At 73.2% G+C, this 18,579-nt stretch carries 18 protein-coding genes; 6 read left to right on the forward strand and 12 right to left on the reverse strand.

Going from position 1 to position 18,579, the window contains the following annotated elements; all coding sequences use genetic code 11:
• Window positions 1-169: 169 nt before the first annotated feature.
• From PIJ49_RS04185 to PIJ49_RS04200, 4 genes are all read right to left on the reverse strand, one after another.
• Window positions 170-1,417, reverse strand: coding sequence for an MFS transporter (locus PIJ49_RS04185; protein ID WP_271825925.1), 1,248 nt, complete (start codon window positions 1,415-1,417; stop codon window positions 170-172).
• 10 nt (window positions 1,418-1,427) lie between these two features.
• Complete coding sequence (locus PIJ49_RS04190) at window positions 1,428-2,096, reverse strand: HAD hydrolase-like protein (protein WP_271825926.1); 669 nt, start codon at window positions 2,094-2,096, stop codon at window positions 1,428-1,430.
• A gap of 166 nt (window positions 2,097-2,262) precedes the next feature.
• Window positions 2,263-2,958 carry an endonuclease NucS gene (nucS, locus tag PIJ49_RS04195; RefSeq protein ID WP_066651293.1) on the reverse strand — a complete coding sequence of 232 codons (696 nt, stop codon included), beginning with the start codon at window positions 2,956-2,958 and terminating at the stop codon, window positions 2,263-2,265.
• A gap of 9 nt (window positions 2,959-2,967) precedes the next feature.
• Complete coding sequence (locus PIJ49_RS04200) at window positions 2,968-4,359, reverse strand: MFS transporter (RefSeq protein WP_271825927.1); 1,392 nt, start codon at window positions 4,357-4,359, stop codon at window positions 2,968-2,970.
• 126 nt (window positions 4,360-4,485) lie between these two features.
• On the opposite strand from PIJ49_RS04200, the gene PIJ49_RS04205 reads away from it, so the two are divergent.
• Window positions 4,486-5,640, forward strand: a complete 1,155-nt coding sequence (locus PIJ49_RS04205) for a substrate-binding domain-containing protein (RefSeq protein WP_081984520.1) — start codon at window positions 4,486-4,488, stop codon at window positions 5,638-5,640.
• 46 nt (window positions 5,641-5,686) lie between these two features.
• Here PIJ49_RS04205 and PIJ49_RS04210 read toward each other — a convergent pair whose 3' ends face one another.
• Entirely contained in the window at window positions 5,687-6,055 is a 369-nt protein-coding gene (locus PIJ49_RS04210; RefSeq protein WP_251154357.1) for a DUF4190 domain-containing protein, read from the reverse strand.
• Window positions 6,056-6,205: 150 nt separating this feature from the next.
• On the opposite strand from PIJ49_RS04210, the gene PIJ49_RS04215 reads away from it, so the two are divergent.
• Window positions 6,206-7,285 (forward strand): alpha/beta hydrolase, encoded by a 1,080-nt coding sequence (locus tag PIJ49_RS04215; protein WP_271825928.1) that lies wholly within the window; start codon window positions 6,206-6,208, stop codon window positions 7,283-7,285.
• A gap of 39 nt (window positions 7,286-7,324) precedes the next feature.
• On the opposite strand, the gene PIJ49_RS04220 is transcribed toward PIJ49_RS04215, so the two are convergent.
• The 3 genes from PIJ49_RS04220 to PIJ49_RS04230 are packed head-to-tail and all read right to left on the reverse strand — an operon-like array spanning window position 7,325 to window position 11,068.
• A complete protein-coding gene (locus PIJ49_RS04220) occupies window positions 7,325-8,473 on the reverse strand; it encodes an ATP-binding protein (protein WP_271825929.1) in 1,149 nt (382 codons plus the stop codon).
• Between the two features lie 43 nt (window positions 8,474-8,516).
• Window positions 8,517-9,761 carry a lipopolysaccharide biosynthesis protein gene (locus PIJ49_RS04225; protein WP_271825930.1) on the reverse strand — a complete coding sequence of 415 codons (1,245 nt, stop codon included), beginning with the start codon at window positions 9,759-9,761 and terminating at the stop codon, window positions 8,517-8,519.
• Window positions 9,758-11,068 carry an MATE family efflux transporter gene (locus PIJ49_RS04230; RefSeq protein ID WP_271825937.1) on the reverse strand — a complete coding sequence of 437 codons (1,311 nt, stop codon included), beginning with the start codon at window positions 11,066-11,068 and terminating at the stop codon, window positions 9,758-9,760. The genes PIJ49_RS04225 and PIJ49_RS04230 overlap by 4 nt, the downstream gene beginning before the upstream one ends.
• Window positions 11,069-11,153: 85 nt before the next feature.
• Here PIJ49_RS04230 and PIJ49_RS04235 point away from each other — a divergent pair, with 85 nt between their 5' ends.
• Complete coding sequence (locus PIJ49_RS04235; RefSeq protein WP_271825931.1) at window positions 11,154-11,816, forward strand: GAP family protein; 663 nt, start codon at window positions 11,154-11,156, stop codon at window positions 11,814-11,816.
• A 103-nt stretch (window positions 11,817-11,919) separates the two neighbouring features.
• On the opposite strand, the gene PIJ49_RS04240 is transcribed toward PIJ49_RS04235, so the two are convergent.
• Complete coding sequence (locus PIJ49_RS04240; RefSeq protein ID WP_066651306.1) at window positions 11,920-13,257, reverse strand: uracil-xanthine permease family protein; 1,338 nt, start codon at window positions 13,255-13,257, stop codon at window positions 11,920-11,922.
• Window positions 13,258-13,313: 56 nt separating this feature from the next.
• Window positions 13,314-13,877, reverse strand: coding sequence for a hypothetical protein (locus PIJ49_RS04245; RefSeq protein WP_251160061.1), 564 nt, complete (start codon window positions 13,875-13,877; stop codon window positions 13,314-13,316).
• A 110-nt stretch (window positions 13,878-13,987) separates the two neighbouring features.
• Between PIJ49_RS04245 and PIJ49_RS04250 the strand changes: the two genes are divergently transcribed.
• Together PIJ49_RS04250 and PIJ49_RS04255 are read left to right on the forward strand one after the other, a co-directional pair.
• Window positions 13,988-15,952 carry a M13 family metallopeptidase gene (locus tag PIJ49_RS04250; RefSeq protein ID WP_066651308.1) on the forward strand — a complete coding sequence of 655 codons (1,965 nt, stop codon included), beginning with the start codon at window positions 13,988-13,990 and terminating at the stop codon, window positions 15,950-15,952.
• Window positions 15,952-16,971, forward strand: coding sequence for a serine hydrolase (locus PIJ49_RS04255; protein WP_081984526.1), 1,020 nt, complete (start codon window positions 15,952-15,954; stop codon window positions 16,969-16,971). The genes PIJ49_RS04250 and PIJ49_RS04255 overlap by 1 nt, the downstream gene beginning before the upstream one ends.
• Window positions 16,972-17,047: 76 nt before the next feature.
• Here PIJ49_RS04255 and PIJ49_RS04260 read toward each other — a convergent pair whose 3' ends face one another.
• Window positions 17,048-17,722, reverse strand: coding sequence for a DUF4232 domain-containing protein (locus PIJ49_RS04260; RefSeq protein WP_251154347.1), 675 nt, complete (start codon window positions 17,720-17,722; stop codon window positions 17,048-17,050).
• A 104-nt stretch (window positions 17,723-17,826) separates the two neighbouring features.
• On the opposite strand from PIJ49_RS04260, the gene PIJ49_RS04265 reads away from it, so the two are divergent.
• Complete coding sequence (locus tag PIJ49_RS04265; protein ID WP_209684668.1) at window positions 17,827-18,105, forward strand: hypothetical protein; 279 nt, start codon at window positions 17,827-17,829, stop codon at window positions 18,103-18,105.
• Window positions 18,106-18,156: 51 nt separating this feature from the next.
• On the opposite strand, the gene PIJ49_RS04270 is transcribed toward PIJ49_RS04265, so the two are convergent.
• The gene (locus PIJ49_RS04270; RefSeq protein ID WP_251154346.1) at window positions 18,157-18,561 is read right to left on the reverse strand and encodes an NUDIX hydrolase; all 405 of its coding nucleotides are present in this window, start codon (window positions 18,559-18,561) and stop codon (window positions 18,157-18,159) included.
• Between the last annotated feature and the right edge of the window lie 18 nt (window positions 18,562-18,579).

The raw sequence follows: 18,579 nt of genomic DNA on the forward strand, positions 1-18,579 counted from the left end.
GTCCGCCGTGTCGGCCGCGGGTACTGCTGCACGACGGGAGGCACGTCGCACCACGTCCTTCCGTGGTGCGACGTGCCGTCGGTTGTTCGCGAGCGCGTCGAACCACGTCCTCGAGTACGGGCCGATCGCCGCGCTTCGCCGCCGCGGCGCGCCGCGCCGCTGCGCCGCGTCAGCGCACGCGTCGGGCCGCGAGCGTCCCCGCGACGCCGAGCGTCAGCACCGCCACGAGCACGACGAGCAGCGGGGCCGTCCAGCTCCCGGTCGCGCCGTGCAGGGCCCCGGCGACGAGGGGTCCCGCCGAGCCGATCAGGTACCCGCCGCCCTGCACGAACGCGGACATCCGCCGTGCGTCGTCGTCGCTCGTGACGATCCGCACGACGATGATGAAGACGACCGTGATCCCTCCGCCCTGCGCCGCTCCGCCGAGCACCGACCAGAGCAGCCAGAGCTGCGGCGCGAACAGCAGCCCGAGGGGCATCGCGAGCCAGAGGAAGGCGACGAGGGCGATGATCGCGCGGGGTTTCCAACGGGTCGCGAGCACCGGGACGCCGAGCGCGCCGACGACCGCCAGGATCTGGAACACCGACGAACTCGCGCCCGAGGACTCCGCCGAGAAGCCGATCTCGTCGTGCAGCAGCGTCGGGATCCACGCGGTCAGGGCGTAGTACGAGAACGCCTGCCCGCCGAAGGCCAGCGTCAGCCCCCACGTGATGAGCCGGCGCGCGGGTCGGACGGGCTCCGACGCTGCCGACACCGTGCGGATCGACCCGGTCTCGGTCAGGAGCTCGACCGGACCCGTCGCGACCACGGGCTCGACCCGGGCCGGCCGGAGCCACGCCGCGCGCGCCCCGACCGCGTACGTCCACGCGGCCCCGGCGACGACGGCGAACACCGCCCACACGGCGATGGCGACCGGCCACCCCCACGCGGCAGCGATCGGGGCGGTGCCGAGCGAGGTGATCATCGACCCGACGTTGAGCGCCGACGTGTACACGCCGGTCACCAGCCCGACGCGCTCGGGCGAGGTGTCCCGTCGGATGACCACCGGGATCACGACGTTGCCGATCGTGATGCCGATGCCGATGATCGCGGTGCCGACCAGGAGCGCCGCCGCCGACGGGGTCGACCGGACGACCGTGCCCGCGAGCACGATCACGAGCGCCAGCGACACCGCACGCTCCGGGTCGGCCTTCGCGATCACCCAGCTGGCGAACGGTGTCGCCAGCGAGAAGCACAGGACCGGGATCGTCGTCAGGAGCCCGGCGATCGTCGCGGTCAGCCCGAGGTCCACGCGCAGGTCGCCGATGACCGGCGCCGGGGCCACGATCGGCCCGCGCAGGTTGAGGGCGATGAGGACGATCGCCGCCGGCAGCAGCCAGGCCGCACCGCGGAGTCCGCGACGGGCGACGGTGTTCACCGGTCCCTGCTCACGCCGCCGCGTCCGGCAGCAGGATCGGCAGCAGGTCGAGCGGGGTGGCGGCACGGGCGACGGTGCCCTCGGCCTCGGCGGGGGAGCCGTAGCCCCACTCGGCGAAGACGACCGGCACGCCGTGCACGTGGGCGCCCTCGACGTCGTGCAGCCGGTCGCCGACGAGCACCGGGCGGCTGACGTCGTGGCCGGCCGCCTCGAGTCGTCGCAGGGCCTCGGCGACGACGTCGGCCTTGGCGCTCCGGACCTCGTCGTCGCTCGCGCCGGTGACGAAGTCGAAGTACCCGGTCAGGCCGTAGTGGTCGAGGATCACCGTGGCCGGTGTCTCGGGCTTGCTCGTCGCGGTGGACAGCGGCAGTCCGGCCTCGTGCAGGGTGCGGAGCACGACGTCCATGCCCGTGAACATCGCCGAGTCGAGGGCCCCGTGCGACAGGTAGTGCTCGCGGTACACGGCGAGCGTCTGCTCCGCACCGGCGTCGTCCATGCCCATCGCCGTCCGGAAGGTGTCCATGATCGGCGGGCCGACGAACGACATCAGCGTCGCGTGGTCCGGCACGGGCACGCCGACCGTGCGGAAGGTGTGCGTCATGCTCTCGAGGATCCCCGGGGCGGAGTCGCTGATGGTCCCGTCGAGGTCGAACAGGATGGCGGAGTAGGGGCGCGTCATGTCCTGACCAGCCTAGTCGCGGCGGTGGGGCCGGCCACGGGGCGGGCCGGTGGGCGCGCAGGGCGGTGGGGCGAGCCTCCCGGCTCGGTGCCGGTCCTGCGACATCGCACGCGTCGATCGACGGGTGCGGTGTCGCAGAACGCGTGCCGAGCGCGCCACGCGACCGTCAGAACAGGCGGGTGTGCCCGCCCTCGATGCCGCGCATCGCGTCGTAGTCGAGCACGAGGACGCGGATGCCGCGGTCCTCGGCGAGCGTGCGTGCCTGCGGTGCGACCGTCTGCGCGGCCAGGACGCCCTGCACCGGCCGCAGGTGCGGGTCGCGGTTCATGAGCTCGAGGTACCGCGTGAGCTGCTCGACGGCGTCGATGTTGGCGTTGCGCTTCATCTCGACCGCGACGCTCGCCCCCGCGTCGTCGCGCGCCAGGATGTCGACCGGACCGATCGCCGTCATGTACTCACGTCGGACGAGCGTGTGCCCGTCGCCGAGGAGCTCGATCTGCTCGGCGAGGAGCTGCTGCAGGTGCGCCTCGACGCCGTCCTTCACCAGACCGGGGTCGACGCCGAGGTCGTGGCTCTCGTCCGCGACGACCTCGTACAGGCTGACGATGAGCTTGTCCTGCGTCTTCTTCTGCGTGACGGTCCAGACCTGGGTGATGCCGGCGCTCGCCTGCTCCTCGTCGGGCTCGGTCATCTCGATCGAGCACGGCGGGCTCATCCAGTTCAGCGGCTTGTAGCTGCCGCCGTCCGAGTGGACGAGCAGCGAGCCGTCCGCCTTGAGCATGAGCAGACGGGTCGCGAGCGGCAGGTGGGCCGACAGGCGTCCGGCGTAGTCGACGGAGCAGCGGGCGATGACGAGACGCACCCGGCGATCCTAACGGTCGGCGCGCGTCCCACCGGACGCGGCGGGGTCCGCCACCGTGTCGTCCGTCCCGTGGTGCGGGCGGTCGGTCTGGAGGCGCGGCTCGCCCCCGCCGGGCTGCGCGGCGTCCGGCTGCTGGTCGCGAGCCGCCCCGTGGTCACCGTCGTCGCGTCCGCGCCGCTTCCGCAGCGTCTCGGCCGCCGCGCCGGTCTCGCGCGCCGCACCCGATGCCAGGCCGGCGGCGATGATGAACACGAACACCACGAGCAGCGCGCCGAGCAGGCCGATGTGCTCGCCGAGGAACCCGATCAGCGGCGGACCGGCGAGGAACGCCACGTAGCCGATCGTCGCCACGGCGCTGACCTTGAGCGCTGCCGAGCGGGGGTCGTCGGCGGCAGCGGACATGCCCATCGGGAAGCCGAGGCTCGCACCGAGGCCCCAGAGGACGACACCGACGATCGCGATCGGGATCACGTCCACGAAGATGAGCAGCCCGAGGCCGACCACGGCGACGGCGGCGCTCACGCGGAGCACGGGCACCCGGCCGAACCGGTCGATGAGCGGGCTGCCCGCGATGCGTCCGGCGGTCATCGCGGCGAGGAACACCGTGAGCACGGCGGAGCCGGCGGCGTTGTCGAGTCCGTGCCCGTCGATCATGGCGAGGGGCAGCCAGTCGTTGGCGGAGCCCTCGGCCAGCGCCATGCCGAGCACGATCACACCGATGAGCAGCGTCGACGGTTGTGCCCAGACCTGCCAGCGTGTGAGCTGCACCGGGGTCGGGCTGGTCGCGGTGGACTCGTGCTCCTCGTACCGGTGCTCGTCCCCGAAGCGCGACGCCGCCGCGAGCATGACCAGGCAGACCACGACGCCGAGCACCGCGAAGTGCAGCACGACGGGGACGTCGAGCGCCTCGGTCAGGGCGCCGAGCCCGGCACCGGCGAGCGTGCCGACGCTGAACGCAGCGTGGAAGAGCGGCATGATCGTGCGACCACCGGCCTTCTCGGCGGCGGCGCCGGAGACGTTCATCGACACGTCGACCAGGCCGTTGCCGAAGCCGAACGCGATGAGACCGATCCAGATCGCGGCGAAGCCCCAGCCGGCGGTGACGGCGACGCCCGCGAAGACGAGGCCGACCGCCAGGCAGACCGACGCCACCTGCACGCCCCGGCGGGCGCCGACCTTCGCGACGATGTGGCCGGCGAAGGTCAGGCCGCCGATCGAGCCGACCGCCATGCCGAGCACCAGCAGACCCATCTCGAAGGTGGTGGCACCGAGGGAGTCGCGCACGCTGGGGATGCGTCCGAGCCAGGTGGCGATGGCCAGACCGGACAGCGTGAAGGCCACGAAGACCGCGATGATCCAGGTGCGGGTCGTCGGGGCGGTTCGGGTGGACGTCGTCGTCATGCGGAGCTTCCGGTCTCGTGCTGGTCGTGTCATGGGCCGCCGGCGAGGCCGTCCCTGATCGGGTTCCTGCCTGCGGCTGTCCGGTCGAATCGATTCGACCGGTTCGTGTGACTACGCTAACGGGCGATGGACCACCCGGCAACAGCACCCGGCGCGTCCGGGGCGACGAACCCCCGCGACCACGCCGACGGTCCCGTGCGCCGTGGGCCCAGACCGACGCTCGCCGCGGTCGCCCGTGCAGCGGGGGTCGCACCGTCGACCGCCTCCCTCGCCTTCAGCGGTGCCGGCCCGGTGTCCGAGGACGCGAGGGCCCGGGTGCTCGCCGCCGCTGCCGAGCTCGGCTACGGGGGCCCGGACCCGCGGGCACGCTCGCTCCGCCGGGGTCGGTCCGGGGTGATCGGCGTCGTGATGGACGAGCGGCTGAGCGATGCGTTCCGCGACCCGGTCAACGTCCTGACGCTCGACGGCATCGCCGAGGTCGCGGGCGAGGCGGGCGCCTCCCTGCTCCTCGTGCGCAGCCCCCTCGACGACGAGCACGGCGCCGGGCCGATCGTCGACGCCCCGATGGACGCCGTCGTCCTGGTCGGGTGCAACGTGCGGATCGACCCCGCGGTCGCCGTGCTCCGCCGACGACAGATCCCCGTCGTCGCGATCGAGGCCGACGACATCGAGGGCGCGGTCCCCGTCCAGCTCGACAACCGCGAGGCCTCCGGTCGTGCCGCCGACTACCTGCGCGAGCTCGGCCACACCGCGGTCACCGTCGTCACCCTCCCGCTCGACGCCGAGCGCCGCCGCGGCCCCGTCGACGCAGCGCGCGAGGCGGAGGGGGTCGCCCACACCACCCTGGAGCGTCTCCGTGGTGTGCGCGGCGTCTACCCCGACGCCGTCGCGGTCGAGGCCGCCGCCAGCTCCGTCGAGGAGGGCCGGATCGCCGGACAGTCACTGTTCACCGGCGACGGACCGGTCCCGAGCGCGGTGATCGCGCAGAGCGACCTGCTCGCCGTCGGGGTCGTCTCGGCAGCGCTCGACGCGGGACTCCGGGTGCCCGAGGACGTCAGCGTCGTCGGCTTCGACGGCATCACGGTCGACGACAGCCTGCTCCACCGCTCGCCGATCCGGCAGCTCACGACGCTGGTGCAGCCGTTCGAGCAGAAGGGTCGGGCCGCCGCACGCGCCGCGCTCGCGATGCTCGAGGGCGACGAGCCGCAGCCGGCGGCCTTCCGGTCGGAGCTGCGCGTGGGCGACACGACGGGGCCGGTGCGCCGGGCGGTCGGCGACTGAGCGCCCGGGTCCGCGACCCGCGCGCCTCCTGTCGGAGCGCTGGGGGCTAGGCGCCCGAGGTGCCGCTGGTGGCGATGCCCGCTGCGCCGATGCCGATCACGAAGATGACGAGCAGCGCCCACCCCACGACGAAGAGCCCGTTCAGGATCAGACCGGTGACCGCCATCCCGCGACCGGCGGGTTCCTTCCGGAGGCCGACGATGCCGAGGACGAACCCGACCAGCGGCACGAGGAAGGTGAACCCCAGGACGATCGACACCAGGCCGAGCACCATGCTCGCGATGCTCAGACCACGCGGCGGAGCGGGCTGGTAGCCGACCGTCACGTGCGTCGGCTGCCCGTACTGCGGCGCCGGCGCGTACTGCGGCTGGTGCTGGCCCTGGTTCCCCTGCCCCGGGTACTGGTCGTCACTCATCGGTTCCCCCTCGTCGAGTCCGCTGTCGCGTGCCCCAACGGTAGCGGATGGCAGGGCGCGGCCCCGGCTGGGTGTCGGTTGGGGGTTTCCTCAGCGCCGCAGGCCTCCGCCACCGACTGCTCACGAGGAGCGCTCCCTACGCTCCGTCACGTGCAGCCGATCGATCGTTCCCGGGACCTGGTGTGGCTCGTCGTGGTCCTGGTGGTCGCGTTCGTCTCGGTCGCGCTCACCGTCGTCGTCGTGCGATCGGTGGGGTCGTCCGACCAGGCGACTGCTGCTCCGGCACCGAGCGCGACGCTGATCGCGCCGCAGCGCACCCCTAGTGTGCCGACGAGTTCCCGCGGCATCCCCGCCACCGAGCGCCCGACGTCGCGCGAACCGTCGAGCGTCGACCTCGCGACGACGTGGACCCCGCCCGCCGACCTCCCGCAGCAGGGGCGCCTGCTGCACGTCGCCATCCCGGGCACCCGGTCGCACTTCGTCGCGCGGGACGCCCTGCTCTGGCTCCCACCGGCGGCACTGGTCGCCGATCCGCCACCACTCCCCGTCACCGTCCTCATGTCGGGGCAGTCACGGGGCGCGGGCCCCGACGACGTCGAGACCGGCGGGCACATCGCACACACCATGGATGCGATCGCCGGCCTGCACCGCGGCCTCGCGCCGATCGTCGTCGTGCCCGATCAGCTCGGCCCACGATCGGGCAACCCGATGTGCGTCGACGGGCCGCTCGGCAACAGCCGGACGTACCTCGAGCAGGACGTCCCCGCGTGGATCACGAGTCACCTGCGCGTGCAGACCGGTGCCACGGCGTGGACCGTCGGCGGGTTCTCGCAGGGCGGCACCTGCGCGATCCAGCTCGGGGCGGGCGATCCACAGCGCTTCGGCAACGTGATCGACGTCTCCGGTGAGCTCGGCCCGACCGAGCCGACCCGCGCCGAGACCCTGCACGGGTTCGGCGGCAGCGTCGCGGCCTGGCGTGCGGCGCAACCGATCGCGGTGATGGCCCAGCACGGCCCCTACACGGGTACGTCCGCGTTCTTCACCGCTGCGCAGCTGGACCGGCACTACGGTCCGGCGATGCCCGTGGTCGCCGCGCACGCTGCTGCGGCGGGCATGCACGTCACGCGGTGGGTCGTGCCGGGAGGCGGGCACGACTGGGCGATGGCACGCGCGGCCATCGCTGCCGGGATGGCGTGGCTGGAGCCGCGCGTGGGACTCGCGGCGTCCTGACGGCTCGCTCGCCACTCGAGGGCTCCGGCCGCCGGTCCCTCAGGAGTACTCGGAACGGATGAAGGCGGCGAACCCGGGGATCGTGAACTGGAGCATCCCCCGGTCGGCTGGTTGCACGAGTCCCTTGTCGATGAGCCGCGCCCGCGGCGTGGAGAGCTGGTTCGTCCCGGTCCCCAGCGCCTCCGCGATCGACGCCCGCGAAGTCGGACCGTCGCCGAGCCGTGCCATCGCCGTCAGCAGACGCCGTTCCGAGGTCGAGCACGCCGACCACCTCGCCCGGAAGAGCGCCTCCAGGTCGGCCTGCATGGAACGGTGTCCGGTCTCGACCGAACCGACGTCGATCACCGCTCCCGGATCGGGCCGCCCTGCAGCCGCCCACGCGGAGTCGGCGATGAGCTGGACGGAGTACGGGTAGCCCTGCGCGATCGACAACGCGCGGTCGACGGCTTCCGGCGTCCACTGCACTCCGAGGAGGCGAGCCGGTCCGACCAGCGCGATCTCCTCGGCATCACGATGCAGGGGGCCGAGCGGTCGGTACGCGAGGCGTTCGCTGAAGGTGACGATCTCGGCGATGGTCTCCGGCGCGTTCGGCAGTCCAGCGGCGAAGACCGCGGCGGGGACGTCCGTGCCCTCCGCCTGGAGGTGTTGCCAGGCGTAGACCAGCGTGCGGAGGCCTGCCGCGTCCGCTGACTGGATCTCGTCGACGAAGATGACGAGCGGCCGCTCCGTCGTGGCGGCGCGGATGACGTCCTCGAGGCCGCGGGCGCCCGCACGAGCGCGCTCGTCGTCCGGAGCCGTCGAGCGGAAGGTGCCCGTCGCGGTGGCGACGCCCGGCACCCCGAGCGAGAGCCGGAGTGACTCGACCTTCTCGCGGAGAGCCCTGCCGTGCGGGGCGCCGGCAGCTCCGACGGTCCGCCGCAACTCGTCGAGGATCTGCTCGACGAGCCCTTGCGGTTCACCTGCCGTCACCCACACGGTGGTCGCGCCGCGCGCAGAAGCCCGGCGTTGGTACTCGCGGAGCAGTGACGTCTTCCCGAAGCCTCGCGCGGCGTGGTCCACCCGGATCCGACCCACCAGACGGTGGAGGTCGACCAGGACTGACAGGCGCTCGTCCAGATCGGCGAGTTGAAGGGCGCGCCCGGGAACGGCGCGGGCGATCTCACCCGGTGTGTAGGGGCTCGGCTGCATGGGCCTCCGATGATCTGTTATGAAAGACGTCTTTCATAACAATCTATCGCACTCCTCCCGCCCGCGGTCCGCGCAGCCCGAGCACCACCACGGCGACGAGGTTCACCGCGCTCCCGACCAGGAACCCCGTGCTGCCCCCGGCCACGCCCCACGTCGGAGCGAGCACCGCCATGAGCACCACCCCGACGACGAACCCGGCGACCGACGCCAGCGCCACCTGCCGCGACCGCCCGGACGCGAGCAGCAGCGCCGCGGGCACGAGCCCGACCGTGAACACCCACACGCCGACCATCAGGTACCGCAGGTCCGACACGGCCTCGGCCCCCTCGGCGGGGTAGACGAGCGGCAGGAACCACCCGGCGAGCCACGCCACGAGCCCGAACACCACGGCGGTCCCGCCGGTGAAGCCGCCGACGAGCAGGAGCACCCCGCGTGCGCGCAGCGACCCGCCGTCCGAGCGGTGGGCGAACGCCGGCACGAGGACCTGGCCCAGCGCCTGGCCGACCATCGACGCCGGGGTCGCCAGCGTGAACGCCGCCGCGTAGACACCGGCCTCGTGCGCCGAGACGGAGACCTGCGCCGAGATCATCGTCAGCTGCAGCAGCCCGTTCGAGGTCACGACCGCGAGCACGTTCCAGGCCGCGAAGGCGAGCACCCCTGCGGTCGGTTCCGGTGCGCCGAGAGCACGGTTCCCTCGCGGCCAGCAGGCGACGGCGAACACGGTGTACCCGACCGCCAGCGGCAGCAGTACGAGGGGCTCGAGCCGGGCGACGCACGCTGCGACGAGCAATCCGAGGGCGAGCAGGCTCGTGACCGTGTCCCACAGTGCGACGCGTGGCGCCCGGTCGTACCCGAGTTGCGCTCCGCGGGCGTAGCAGTACAGGCCGTACCCGACCACGACCCCGACCCCGCCGACGACCATGCCCGGGCTCGCTCCCCAGGCGAGCGCGACCGGCACGGTCACGGCGGCGAGCACGGCGCTCGACACCGCCATCGAGGCCCCGAGCAGCCGGTTCACCGCGGCGTCCGAGCGACGGCCGCGCAGTGCGATCGCCAGCACCCTCGACGCGGTGTTCCCCGCGGCGTTCGGCCAGAGCAGCGCGGTGAAGACCGACAGGGAGAGCAGGGCGGTGGTCTGCCCGAGGGTCTCGGTGCCGAACACCCGGCCGACGACGACGGTGACGAGCAGCTTCGCGAGCCCCTGCACGCCGATGCCGACGGTGGCGAGCAGCGCCGACGACGCGACGCGCCCGTGCCCGTCCGCGCGCCCGCCCGTGTGCCCGCTCACCGCGCCAGCGCCTGTTCGACCCAGCCCCGACGGTGCGCCCGCACCCCGAGGGTCACCGCCCGGACGCCGATGTAACCGAGCGCGAAGGCCGCCCAGAGCCCGGCGAGCGTCCCGCCGACCCACCAGAGCAGCGGCAGGTACACGACCAGGTTCACGAGCCCGGCGACGGGGAGGTAGCGCGCGTCCCCGGCACCGATGAGCACGCCGTCGAGCACGAACACGTAGCCGGCGACGGGCATCCCGACGGCGATGAGGACGAGCACGAGCGGCAGGGCCGAGCGCACCGAGGCGGAGTCGGAGAAGACCGGTCCGAGCAGTCCGCTCACCGCGAGGGTCAGCACCCCGAGCAGTGCCCCGCCGACGATGCCGAGCAGCACGAGCCGGCTCGTGACCAGCCGCACCCGGTCGGGATCGCGCGCGCCGAGCCCGTGGCCGACGAGCGCCTGCCCGGCGATCGCCAGGGCATCGAGTGCGAAGGCCAGGGTCGAGAACACCGTGAGACCGACCTGGGTGGTCGCCAGGCCGGTCGTGCCCAGGCCCGAGGCGGTCGCCACGGTCGCGAGCATCGCCACGCGCAACGACGCGGTGCGCAGGAACAGCCACGCCCCGGACCGGAGCGCCCGCACGACGCCGGACGCGCCCGGTCGCAGCGGTGCACCCGATGCCCGGGCCGCACGCACGGCGATCACGACGTACACGGCGGCCATCGCCCACTGCACGATCACGGTGCCGGCGGCGGACCCCTCGACGCCCCAGCCGGCGCCGTAGATGAGCACGGCGTTGAGCAGCCCGTTCGCCACGAAGCCGATCGTCGCCACGACGAGGGGTGTCCGCGTGTCCTGCAGGCCCCGCAACAGTCCGGTCGAGGCCGTCACGACCAGGATCCCGGGGAGCCCGATCAGCGACACCGTCAGGTACGCGGTCGCCGCGGTCGAGACCTCCGCCGCGGCGCCGAACAGCTCGACGAGCGGTCCGGCGAGCGGCCAGCCGACGAGTGCGAGCACGACACCGAGCCCGAGCGCGAGCCACATCCCGTCGATGCCGGCGTGCACCGCTCCGCGACGGTCGCCGCCGCCCAGCGCCCGGGCCACCGCGGGGGTCGTCGAGTACGCCAGGAAGACGAGCAGTCCGGTCACCGTCTGCAGCACGACGCTCGCCAGGCCCACGGCAGCCAGCGCCGTCGCCCCGAGGTGTCCGACGAGCGCCGTGTCGGTCAGCAGGAAGAGCGGCTCGACGACGAGCGCGCCGAGGGCCGGCAGCGCGAGCCGGACGATGTCCCGGTCGACCGACCGACGCTCGGTCGTCACGGCGGGCGAGGTCGGTCGTGGCACCGGACCATCCTGCCGGAGTCGGAGCAGCACCGGTCCGTCCCGCCGTCGGTACGCTGCGCGCGTGGACCTCCTCGCGCTCGCGCCCGGCGCCGTCGGCATCGCCCTGAGCCCGCTGCCCGTCGCGTCCGTGGTCGTCCTGCTCGGGCACCGTCGCGGCTCCGCCCCCGCCGTCGCCTGCACCGCCGGGTGGACCATGGCCGTCGCCGCGGCGCTCGTCCTGGCGGTCGCGGTGGGGGAGCGGCTCCCCGTGCAGACGGCCGGTGGCTCGTCCGTCCAGGCGATCGTCGCCGTGGTCGCCGGGGTGGTGCTCGCCGCGCTCGCGGTCTGGCAGTGGACGGTCCGCCGGCTGCCGGACGGCTCCCCGTCGAGCACCCGCTGGGCGGACGTGGTCGAGCGGGTCGGTCCGGTGCACGGCTTCGGGCTCGGGATGCTGCTGTTCTGCAACCCGAAGGCGGTCGTGCTCGCCCTGACCGCGGGGCTCGCGTTCGGGGACGCCGAGCCCGACCCCGGCGAGGCACTGCTCGCCGGCGCGGCCTTCGTCGTGGTCGCCGCGTCGACGACGGTGCTGCCCGTGGTCCTCGTGCTCGCGGCCGGTCGTCGCGCTCGCCGTCCCCTCGCTGCGATGCGCGCGGGCATCGCCCGGTGGGGCTCCGTCGGACTGGTCGCGGTGCTCGCCGTCCTGGCGGTGGTCCAGCTCACCGTCGGCGTGGTCGGTCTCCGCTGACGCTGGCCGACAGGGCGGGTGCGCGCACGACCGGACCGCGGACGGAACGGACGGGAGGCCCGTGGCGGGGTCGCCACGGGCCTCCCGTCCGGTGGTCCCGGCGTCAGTCGGCGCGCGGCTCTGCCGGGATCGCCCCGGTGGCGGCGCGCGCCTCGTCCGACGCGCGGGGCGTCGCCGGGTCCGTCCCGCGGGCCCGTCCGACCAGGTCCATCAGGTGGTAGACGACGATCGCGGCGACCGTGCCGACGATGATGCCGCCGAAGGTCGCGCCGCCGAACGAGAACGTGAAGTCGGCGATGCCCATGATCAGCGCGATGCCGGCGGTCAGCTGGTTCTTCGGCTTGGCGAAGTCGACGCGGTTCTCGACCCAGATGCGGATGCCGATGACGCCGATCAGTCCGTACAGGGCGGTGGTCGCACCGCCGAGCACCCCGGCCGGCACCGAGGAGATGACCATGCCGACCTTCGGCGACAGCCCCAGCAGGATCGCGACGATCGCGGCGACCCAGTACGCGGCCGTCGAGAAGACGCGGGTCGCGGCCATCACGCCGATGTTCTCGCCGTAGGTCGTGGTGGCGGAACCGCCGCCGGCACCGGCGAGCACGGTCGAGACGCCGTCGGCGAAGAGCGCGCGACCCGTCAGCGGGGTGAGGTCACGGCCGGTCAGCTGTCCGACGCCCTTGACGTGACCGACGTTCTCGGCGACCAGGGCGAGCACGACCGGCACGAAGCCGAGGTAGATCGCGAGCTGGCCCGGGTCGAAGGCCGGGGCGGTGAAGGTCGGCAGGCCGATCCACGGGGCCGCGCTGACCGTCGACAGGTCGACCTGGCCGGAGAGCAGGGCGGCGACGTAGCCGACGAGGACGCCGATGACGATGGACAGGCGACCGAGCAGTCCCTTGAACAGCACCGTGACCAGGATGATCGCCGCGAGGGTGATCAGCGCGACGACCGGGGCCTTCGCGAAGTTGTCGCGGGCGGCCGGCGCGAGGTTGAAGCCGATCAGGGCGACGATCGCTCCCGACACCACCGGGGGCATGAGGCGGTCGATCCACCCGGCCCCGGCGAGGTGCACGATCGCGCCGACCAGTGCGAGCAGCACGCCGACCACGATGATCCCGGACAGCGCGAGCGGGATGCCGCCGATCTTCGTCGCGGCGCCGATCGGGGCGAGGAAGGCGAACGACGAGCCGAGGTAGCTCGGCAGCCGGTTGCCGGTGATCAGCAGGAAGAGGATCGTGCCGACGCCGCTGAAGAGCAGGGTCGTCGAGGGCGGGAAGCCCGTGATGAGCGGCACGAGGAAGGTGGCACCGAACATCGCGACGACGTGCTGGACGCCGAGCCCGATGGTGCGACCCCAGGAGAGGCGCTCGTCCGGCGCCACGATGGTCGAGGAGGAGACGGTCGCGCCGTCACCGTGCAGCTTCCAGCCGAGTCCCATGGCAGCACCGTAGCGGCTGCGCGGCTCACGGTGCGGGCTCGCGGGTCCCGCTGGTGCTAGTGCCCGCCGGTGTCCCCGCCCCGCGACCCCTCGCGACGCCGGACGACGAGGGTCCCGATGCCCTGCACCACGAAGAACACAGCGGAGGCGGCGAGGAGGACCGCCACGGCGACCGCGCCGGCGGACAGCCCCCTCGCGACGAGCTGCACGACCGCGACCGTGAGGAAGACGCCACCCATCACGATGACGACGACGGGGTTCTGCGCGACGAGGAAGCGTCGTCCGCCGTTCGCGTCGGCGACCGCCCGGGAGCGGGCCTGCGCCACCGCGTCGGGAGACCGGCCGTCGCGACGATCAGCGGCTCGGCGACGTGCACGCACACCGAACCAGACGACGGCACCGATCACGACCGCAGCTCCGTACGCGATCGGGCTCGGAGCCTGGAGCAACCCCGACACGAACAGCACCACGATGCCCGTGACGATGCCGGCGACCGACGCGGTCGTCCAGGTGTCGGTGCGGCCGTCGACCCCGGTGACGTAGCCCGGGCGCTTCGCGTACGGGTCGTGCGGCTGCTGCTCGTCGTCGCGCGACGGTGCGTTCGGTGTCGGGGATCCCACCGAGCAGAACGTACGCGTGGGTCCTGGGGCTCGCAGGAGCCGGCACGCGCGTCCTGACGTGACACTGCTGGCTCCGTCCCGACGCGGACCCGGTGGCTATCGTGGAGCGCATGACCGACGTCGCACGCACCTCAGGGATCCACACCGACGAGCTCGACCCGGCCGTCCGCCCGCAGGACGACCTCTACCGGCACGTGAACGGGACGTGGATCGCGCAGACGCCGATCCCCGACGACAAGGCGCGGTACGGCTCGTTCACCGTGCTCGCCGAGGACGCCGAGGTCGCCGTGCGCGAGATCGTCGAGCGCTCCCAGCAGGCCGCACCCGGCACCGAGGAGCGCAAGGTCGGTGACCTGTACACGTCCTTCACCGACGAGGAGCGGCTCGAGGCCCTCGGCACCGGACCGATCGACCCGCTGCTCGGCGAGATCGACGCCGTCGAGACCACCGACGACGTCATCGCGATGGTCGGACGCTTCGAGCGCCTGGGCCTGCCCGGCTTCGTCCAGCTCTTCGTCGACAACGACCCGGGTGACCCGGAGTCGTACGTCGTCTTCCTCGAGCAGTCCGGCCTGGGCCTGCCCGACGAGTCGTACTACCGCGAGGAGCGCTTCGCCGACATCCGGTCGAAGTACCGCGAGTTCGTCGCGTCGATGTTCCCGCTCGCGGGCTTCGCCGACGCCGGACGGAGCACCGAGGCCGTCATCGCGCTGGAGACGGCGCTCGCCGCGGCGCACTGGGACAACGTGACGACCCGCGACAGCCAGAAGACCTACAACAAGATGACCTGGGACGAGGTCGCCGCGCTCGCGAACGGCGCCGACCTGCACCTGTGGTGGCAGGCGATCGGCGCCCCGGCCGGCGCCTTCGACACCGTGGTCGTACGCGAGCCGTCGTTCATCACCGGCCTGGCCGAGCTCCTCCGCTCCCAGCCGCTCGACGCGTGGAAGGACTGGCTGCGCTGGCAGGTCATCCGCGGCTCCGCGGCGTACCTGACGAGCGCGATGTCCGCCACGAACTTCTCGTTCTACGGCACGGCGCTCACCGGTGCGCCGAAGCAGCGCGAGCGCTGGAAGCGCGGCGTCTCGCTGGTCGAGGGCGCGATGGGCGAGGCCGTCGGTCGCATCTACGTGCAGGAGCACTTCGACGAGACGTCCAAGGCCGAGATGGACGACCTCGTCGCCAACCTGGTCGAGGCGTACCGGCAGAGCATCACCGCGCTCGACTGGATGACCGACGAGACCCGCGCCCGTGCCCTCGACAAGCTCGACAAGTTCACGCCGAAGATCGGCTACCCGGTGACGTGGCGCGACTACTCGGCCCTGTCGGTCAGCCCCGACGACCTGATCGGCAACGTCCGGGCCGTCGCGAGCTTCGCGGTCGACCGCGAGCTGGGCAAGATCGGGAAGCCGATCGACCGCGACGAGTGGTTCATGACCCCGCAGACGATCAACGCGTACTACAACCCGGGGTTCAACGAGATCGTCTTCCCGGCGGCGATCCTGCAGTTCCCGTTCTTCGAGGCGTCGCGCGACGCCGCCGCGAACTACGGCGCGATCGGTGCCGTCATCGGGCACGAGATCGGACACGGCTTCGACGACCAGGGCTCGCAGTACGACGGGGACGGCCGACTGCAGAACTGGTGGACCGAGGCCGACCGCACGGCGTTCGAGGAGCGCACGAAGGCCCTCATCGCCCAGTACGACGCGCTCGTACCGACCGAGGTGCCGGACGGCCACGTCAACGGCGCGCTGACCATCGGCGAGAACATCGGTGACCTCGGCGGGCTGTCGATCGCGTGGAAGGCGTACCTGCTGTCCCTCGACGGCCAGGAGCCCCCGGTCGTGGACGGACTGTCCGGCGCCGAGCGCTTCTTCCTCAGCTGGGCACAGGCCTGGCGGATGGCGATCCGTCCGGAGGAGGCAGCGCGTCTGCTGAGCATCGACCCGCACTCGCCGAACGAGTTCCGCTGCAACCAGATCGTGCGGAACATCGACGGCTTCTACGAGGCCTTCGGCGTCACCGAGTCGGACACGATGTACCTCGACCCGGCCGAGCGCGTCGCGATCTGGTGATGACCGAGCCGGACGCGGCTCCGTCGTCCGAGCCGAGCGCTGACCACAGCGGGACACCCAGCGCTGCGCCGGGCGAGACGCCGGGCGCCGACACCGGTGCCTCCCGCCGTCCCCGCCGCCGACACCAGGTCGGCGGCGGGAACGGCGCTCGTGCGCGCGGACGGCACCGTGGCGGGGCCGACGAGCGGTTCGGCGCGACGGTCGACGCCCTCGGTTCGATCGCCCGTGACGGTGCCGCCGTCAGCGCGTCGATCATCGACACGTCGACCGGCAAGGCCCTGCTCGCCGTCGACGACACCCTGGTGCAGCCAGTCGCGAGCCTCGGTCGCGTGCTCCTGCTCATCGAGGTCGCCGCGCAGCTCGAGGACGGCCGGCTGCACGGCGACCGGCTCCAGCGGATGGCACGGGACACCGCCACCGGTGCCGGGCTGTGGCAGTTCCTGCAGGAACCGACGATGCAGGTGCCGGACCTGGCGACCCTGGTCGGGGCGACGGCGGACGCGTGGGCGATGAACGCACTGCTGTCGACCGTCGGCATCGACGCGGTGCGGCAGCGGGCCGAGGCGCTCGGCATCGACCGCACGGCACTCATCGACCGCGTGCGGGACCGGCGCGGTCCCGACGACGCCCCCGACGCCTCCGTGGCGCCGGCAGGCGAGCTCGCCTGGCTGATGCGCGGCCTGGCCCTCGGCGAGGTCGTCGACGAGGCGGTGTCGAACCGGGTGCTCGGCTGGCTGAGCCTGGCGAGCGACACCACGCTCGTGGCGGGCTCGTTCGGCCTCGACCCCCTGGCGCACCGTGCGCTGGACCACGGGTTGCAGGCCGTGGTCGTGACCGGCTCGTCGACCGGCGTCCGCGCCGAGGCCGGCATCCTCCGGGGACCCGGCTCGTCGGTGAGCTACGCGGTCACGGTGACCTTCGACGACGCGACACTGCAGCGGCGGCTCGCGGTCGTCGAGGCCCTGCGCACGATGGGCACCGAGGTGCTCGAGGCCGTGCACACCCCCGCCCGCCGCTGACCAGCACGGACGAGCACGGACGGGCGGGCGCAGACGGGCGCCGGCGGGCGCGACGGGCGCCGGCGGGCGCGACGGCTCAGTCGGCCGCCTGCCCCTCCGGCACCAGGCCCTGCACGCTGAGCAGCCCCGCGTCGGTCGACCGGCACGCCGTGATGCCGGAGTCCCGCACGAACAGTGACTCGGTCGACCCGGGCGGGTACACGCGGAACCCGTCCGCGGACACCGGGTCGCACGTCGCCGTCGGGTAGTTCTCCGCCTGGGTGATCCTCAGCGGTGCGACGGCCACCGCGCCGGGCGCCAGCGTCACGGTCGGGTGCGCCGATGCCTCGTCACGGGTGGCCGGGGCGCCGATCTGCTCACCCGAGCCGCCGCCGACGAAGGAGACCCCGGGCCACCCCTGCAGCGTGCAGGTCGTGGAGCCGGTGTTGCGGAGCGCGAGGTGCACGTACGTGCTGCCGGCGGCCCCACCGCTGCCGGACTCGACGCTGCCCGACAGCGATCCGGTGGTGCACCGGCCACCGTCGCCGCCGGACCCGCCACCCGCCGAGCCGCCCGACGACGACGACGCCGCCGACGACGAGGACGGAGCCGACGTCGCGGTGGAGGGTGACGAGCCCCCGGCCGACGCGGTCACGGTCTCGGTGGCCGTCGGCGCCGTGTCCGTACCGCCCGACGAACAGCCGGTGAGCGCGAGGGCGAGTACCACCCCGGTGCTCGCGAGGACGATGGGTGTGCGGGTGCTGCGGTGCATGCCTCGACGCAACACCGGCCCCCACCCACGGGACTCGGTGAGCGTCCAGTCGTCACGGGCACACTCGCGTCACAGCCAGGAACACGAGCGACGGAGGTCGGAACATGGCAGGCAAGCACGAGCAGGCACGCGGCGAGGACGGTCGGGCGGACGGCGTCGACACCCGCGCCGGCGCCTTCACCGACAGCGAGATCCCGGGCGAGCAGCACGTCGAGTCGCACGAGCCCGCGGGAGAGTTCGTCTCCAGCGACATCCCCGGCGAGACGCGGCCCCAGGGCGCGGGCGGCGCGGACGAGGGTGAGTACGTCGAGTCGGACATCCCCGGCGAGGCCGAGCCCACGCCGGACGGCGAGGCCGGGCACTACGTCGACAAGGACGAGTGAGGCGCCGAGGGGCACCGGTCGGAGCTGACCGGATCCTCAGGCGTCAGGACCTCAGTCGACCAGATCGGCGGCGACCAGCCGGCGGAGCGTCTCGACGCCCGCCGGCGGGCACCGGTCCGCGTCCGACGAGGTGACCCACTCCACCTCGTCCACCTCTGCGGAGGCGACGGGCGAGGCGCCATCGGCGGTGCCTCCCGGCCGGACCCGGAACAGGGCCATGGCGACCATCGTCCCTTCGCCCTGGCCGTGCGCGGCCTCGGTCACCGTGCCGAACGGCTCGAGGTCCGCCTCGGTCAGGTGCAGCCCGGTCTCCTCGCGCGCCTCGCGGATCGCGGCTTCGACGTCGGTCTCGTGCGGCTCCGCCTTGCCGCCGGGCAGGTAGAGCACGTCGCGTCCGCGGGCGCGCACCATCAGGACCTGCCGGTCACGGACCAGCAGCAGCGCGCTGACGCGCAACGTGCGGGGGACTGCCGG

Source organism: Curtobacterium uvaldense, assembly GCF_028307415.1.
Lineage (GTDB): Bacteria > Actinomycetota > Actinomycetes > Actinomycetales > Microbacteriaceae > Curtobacterium.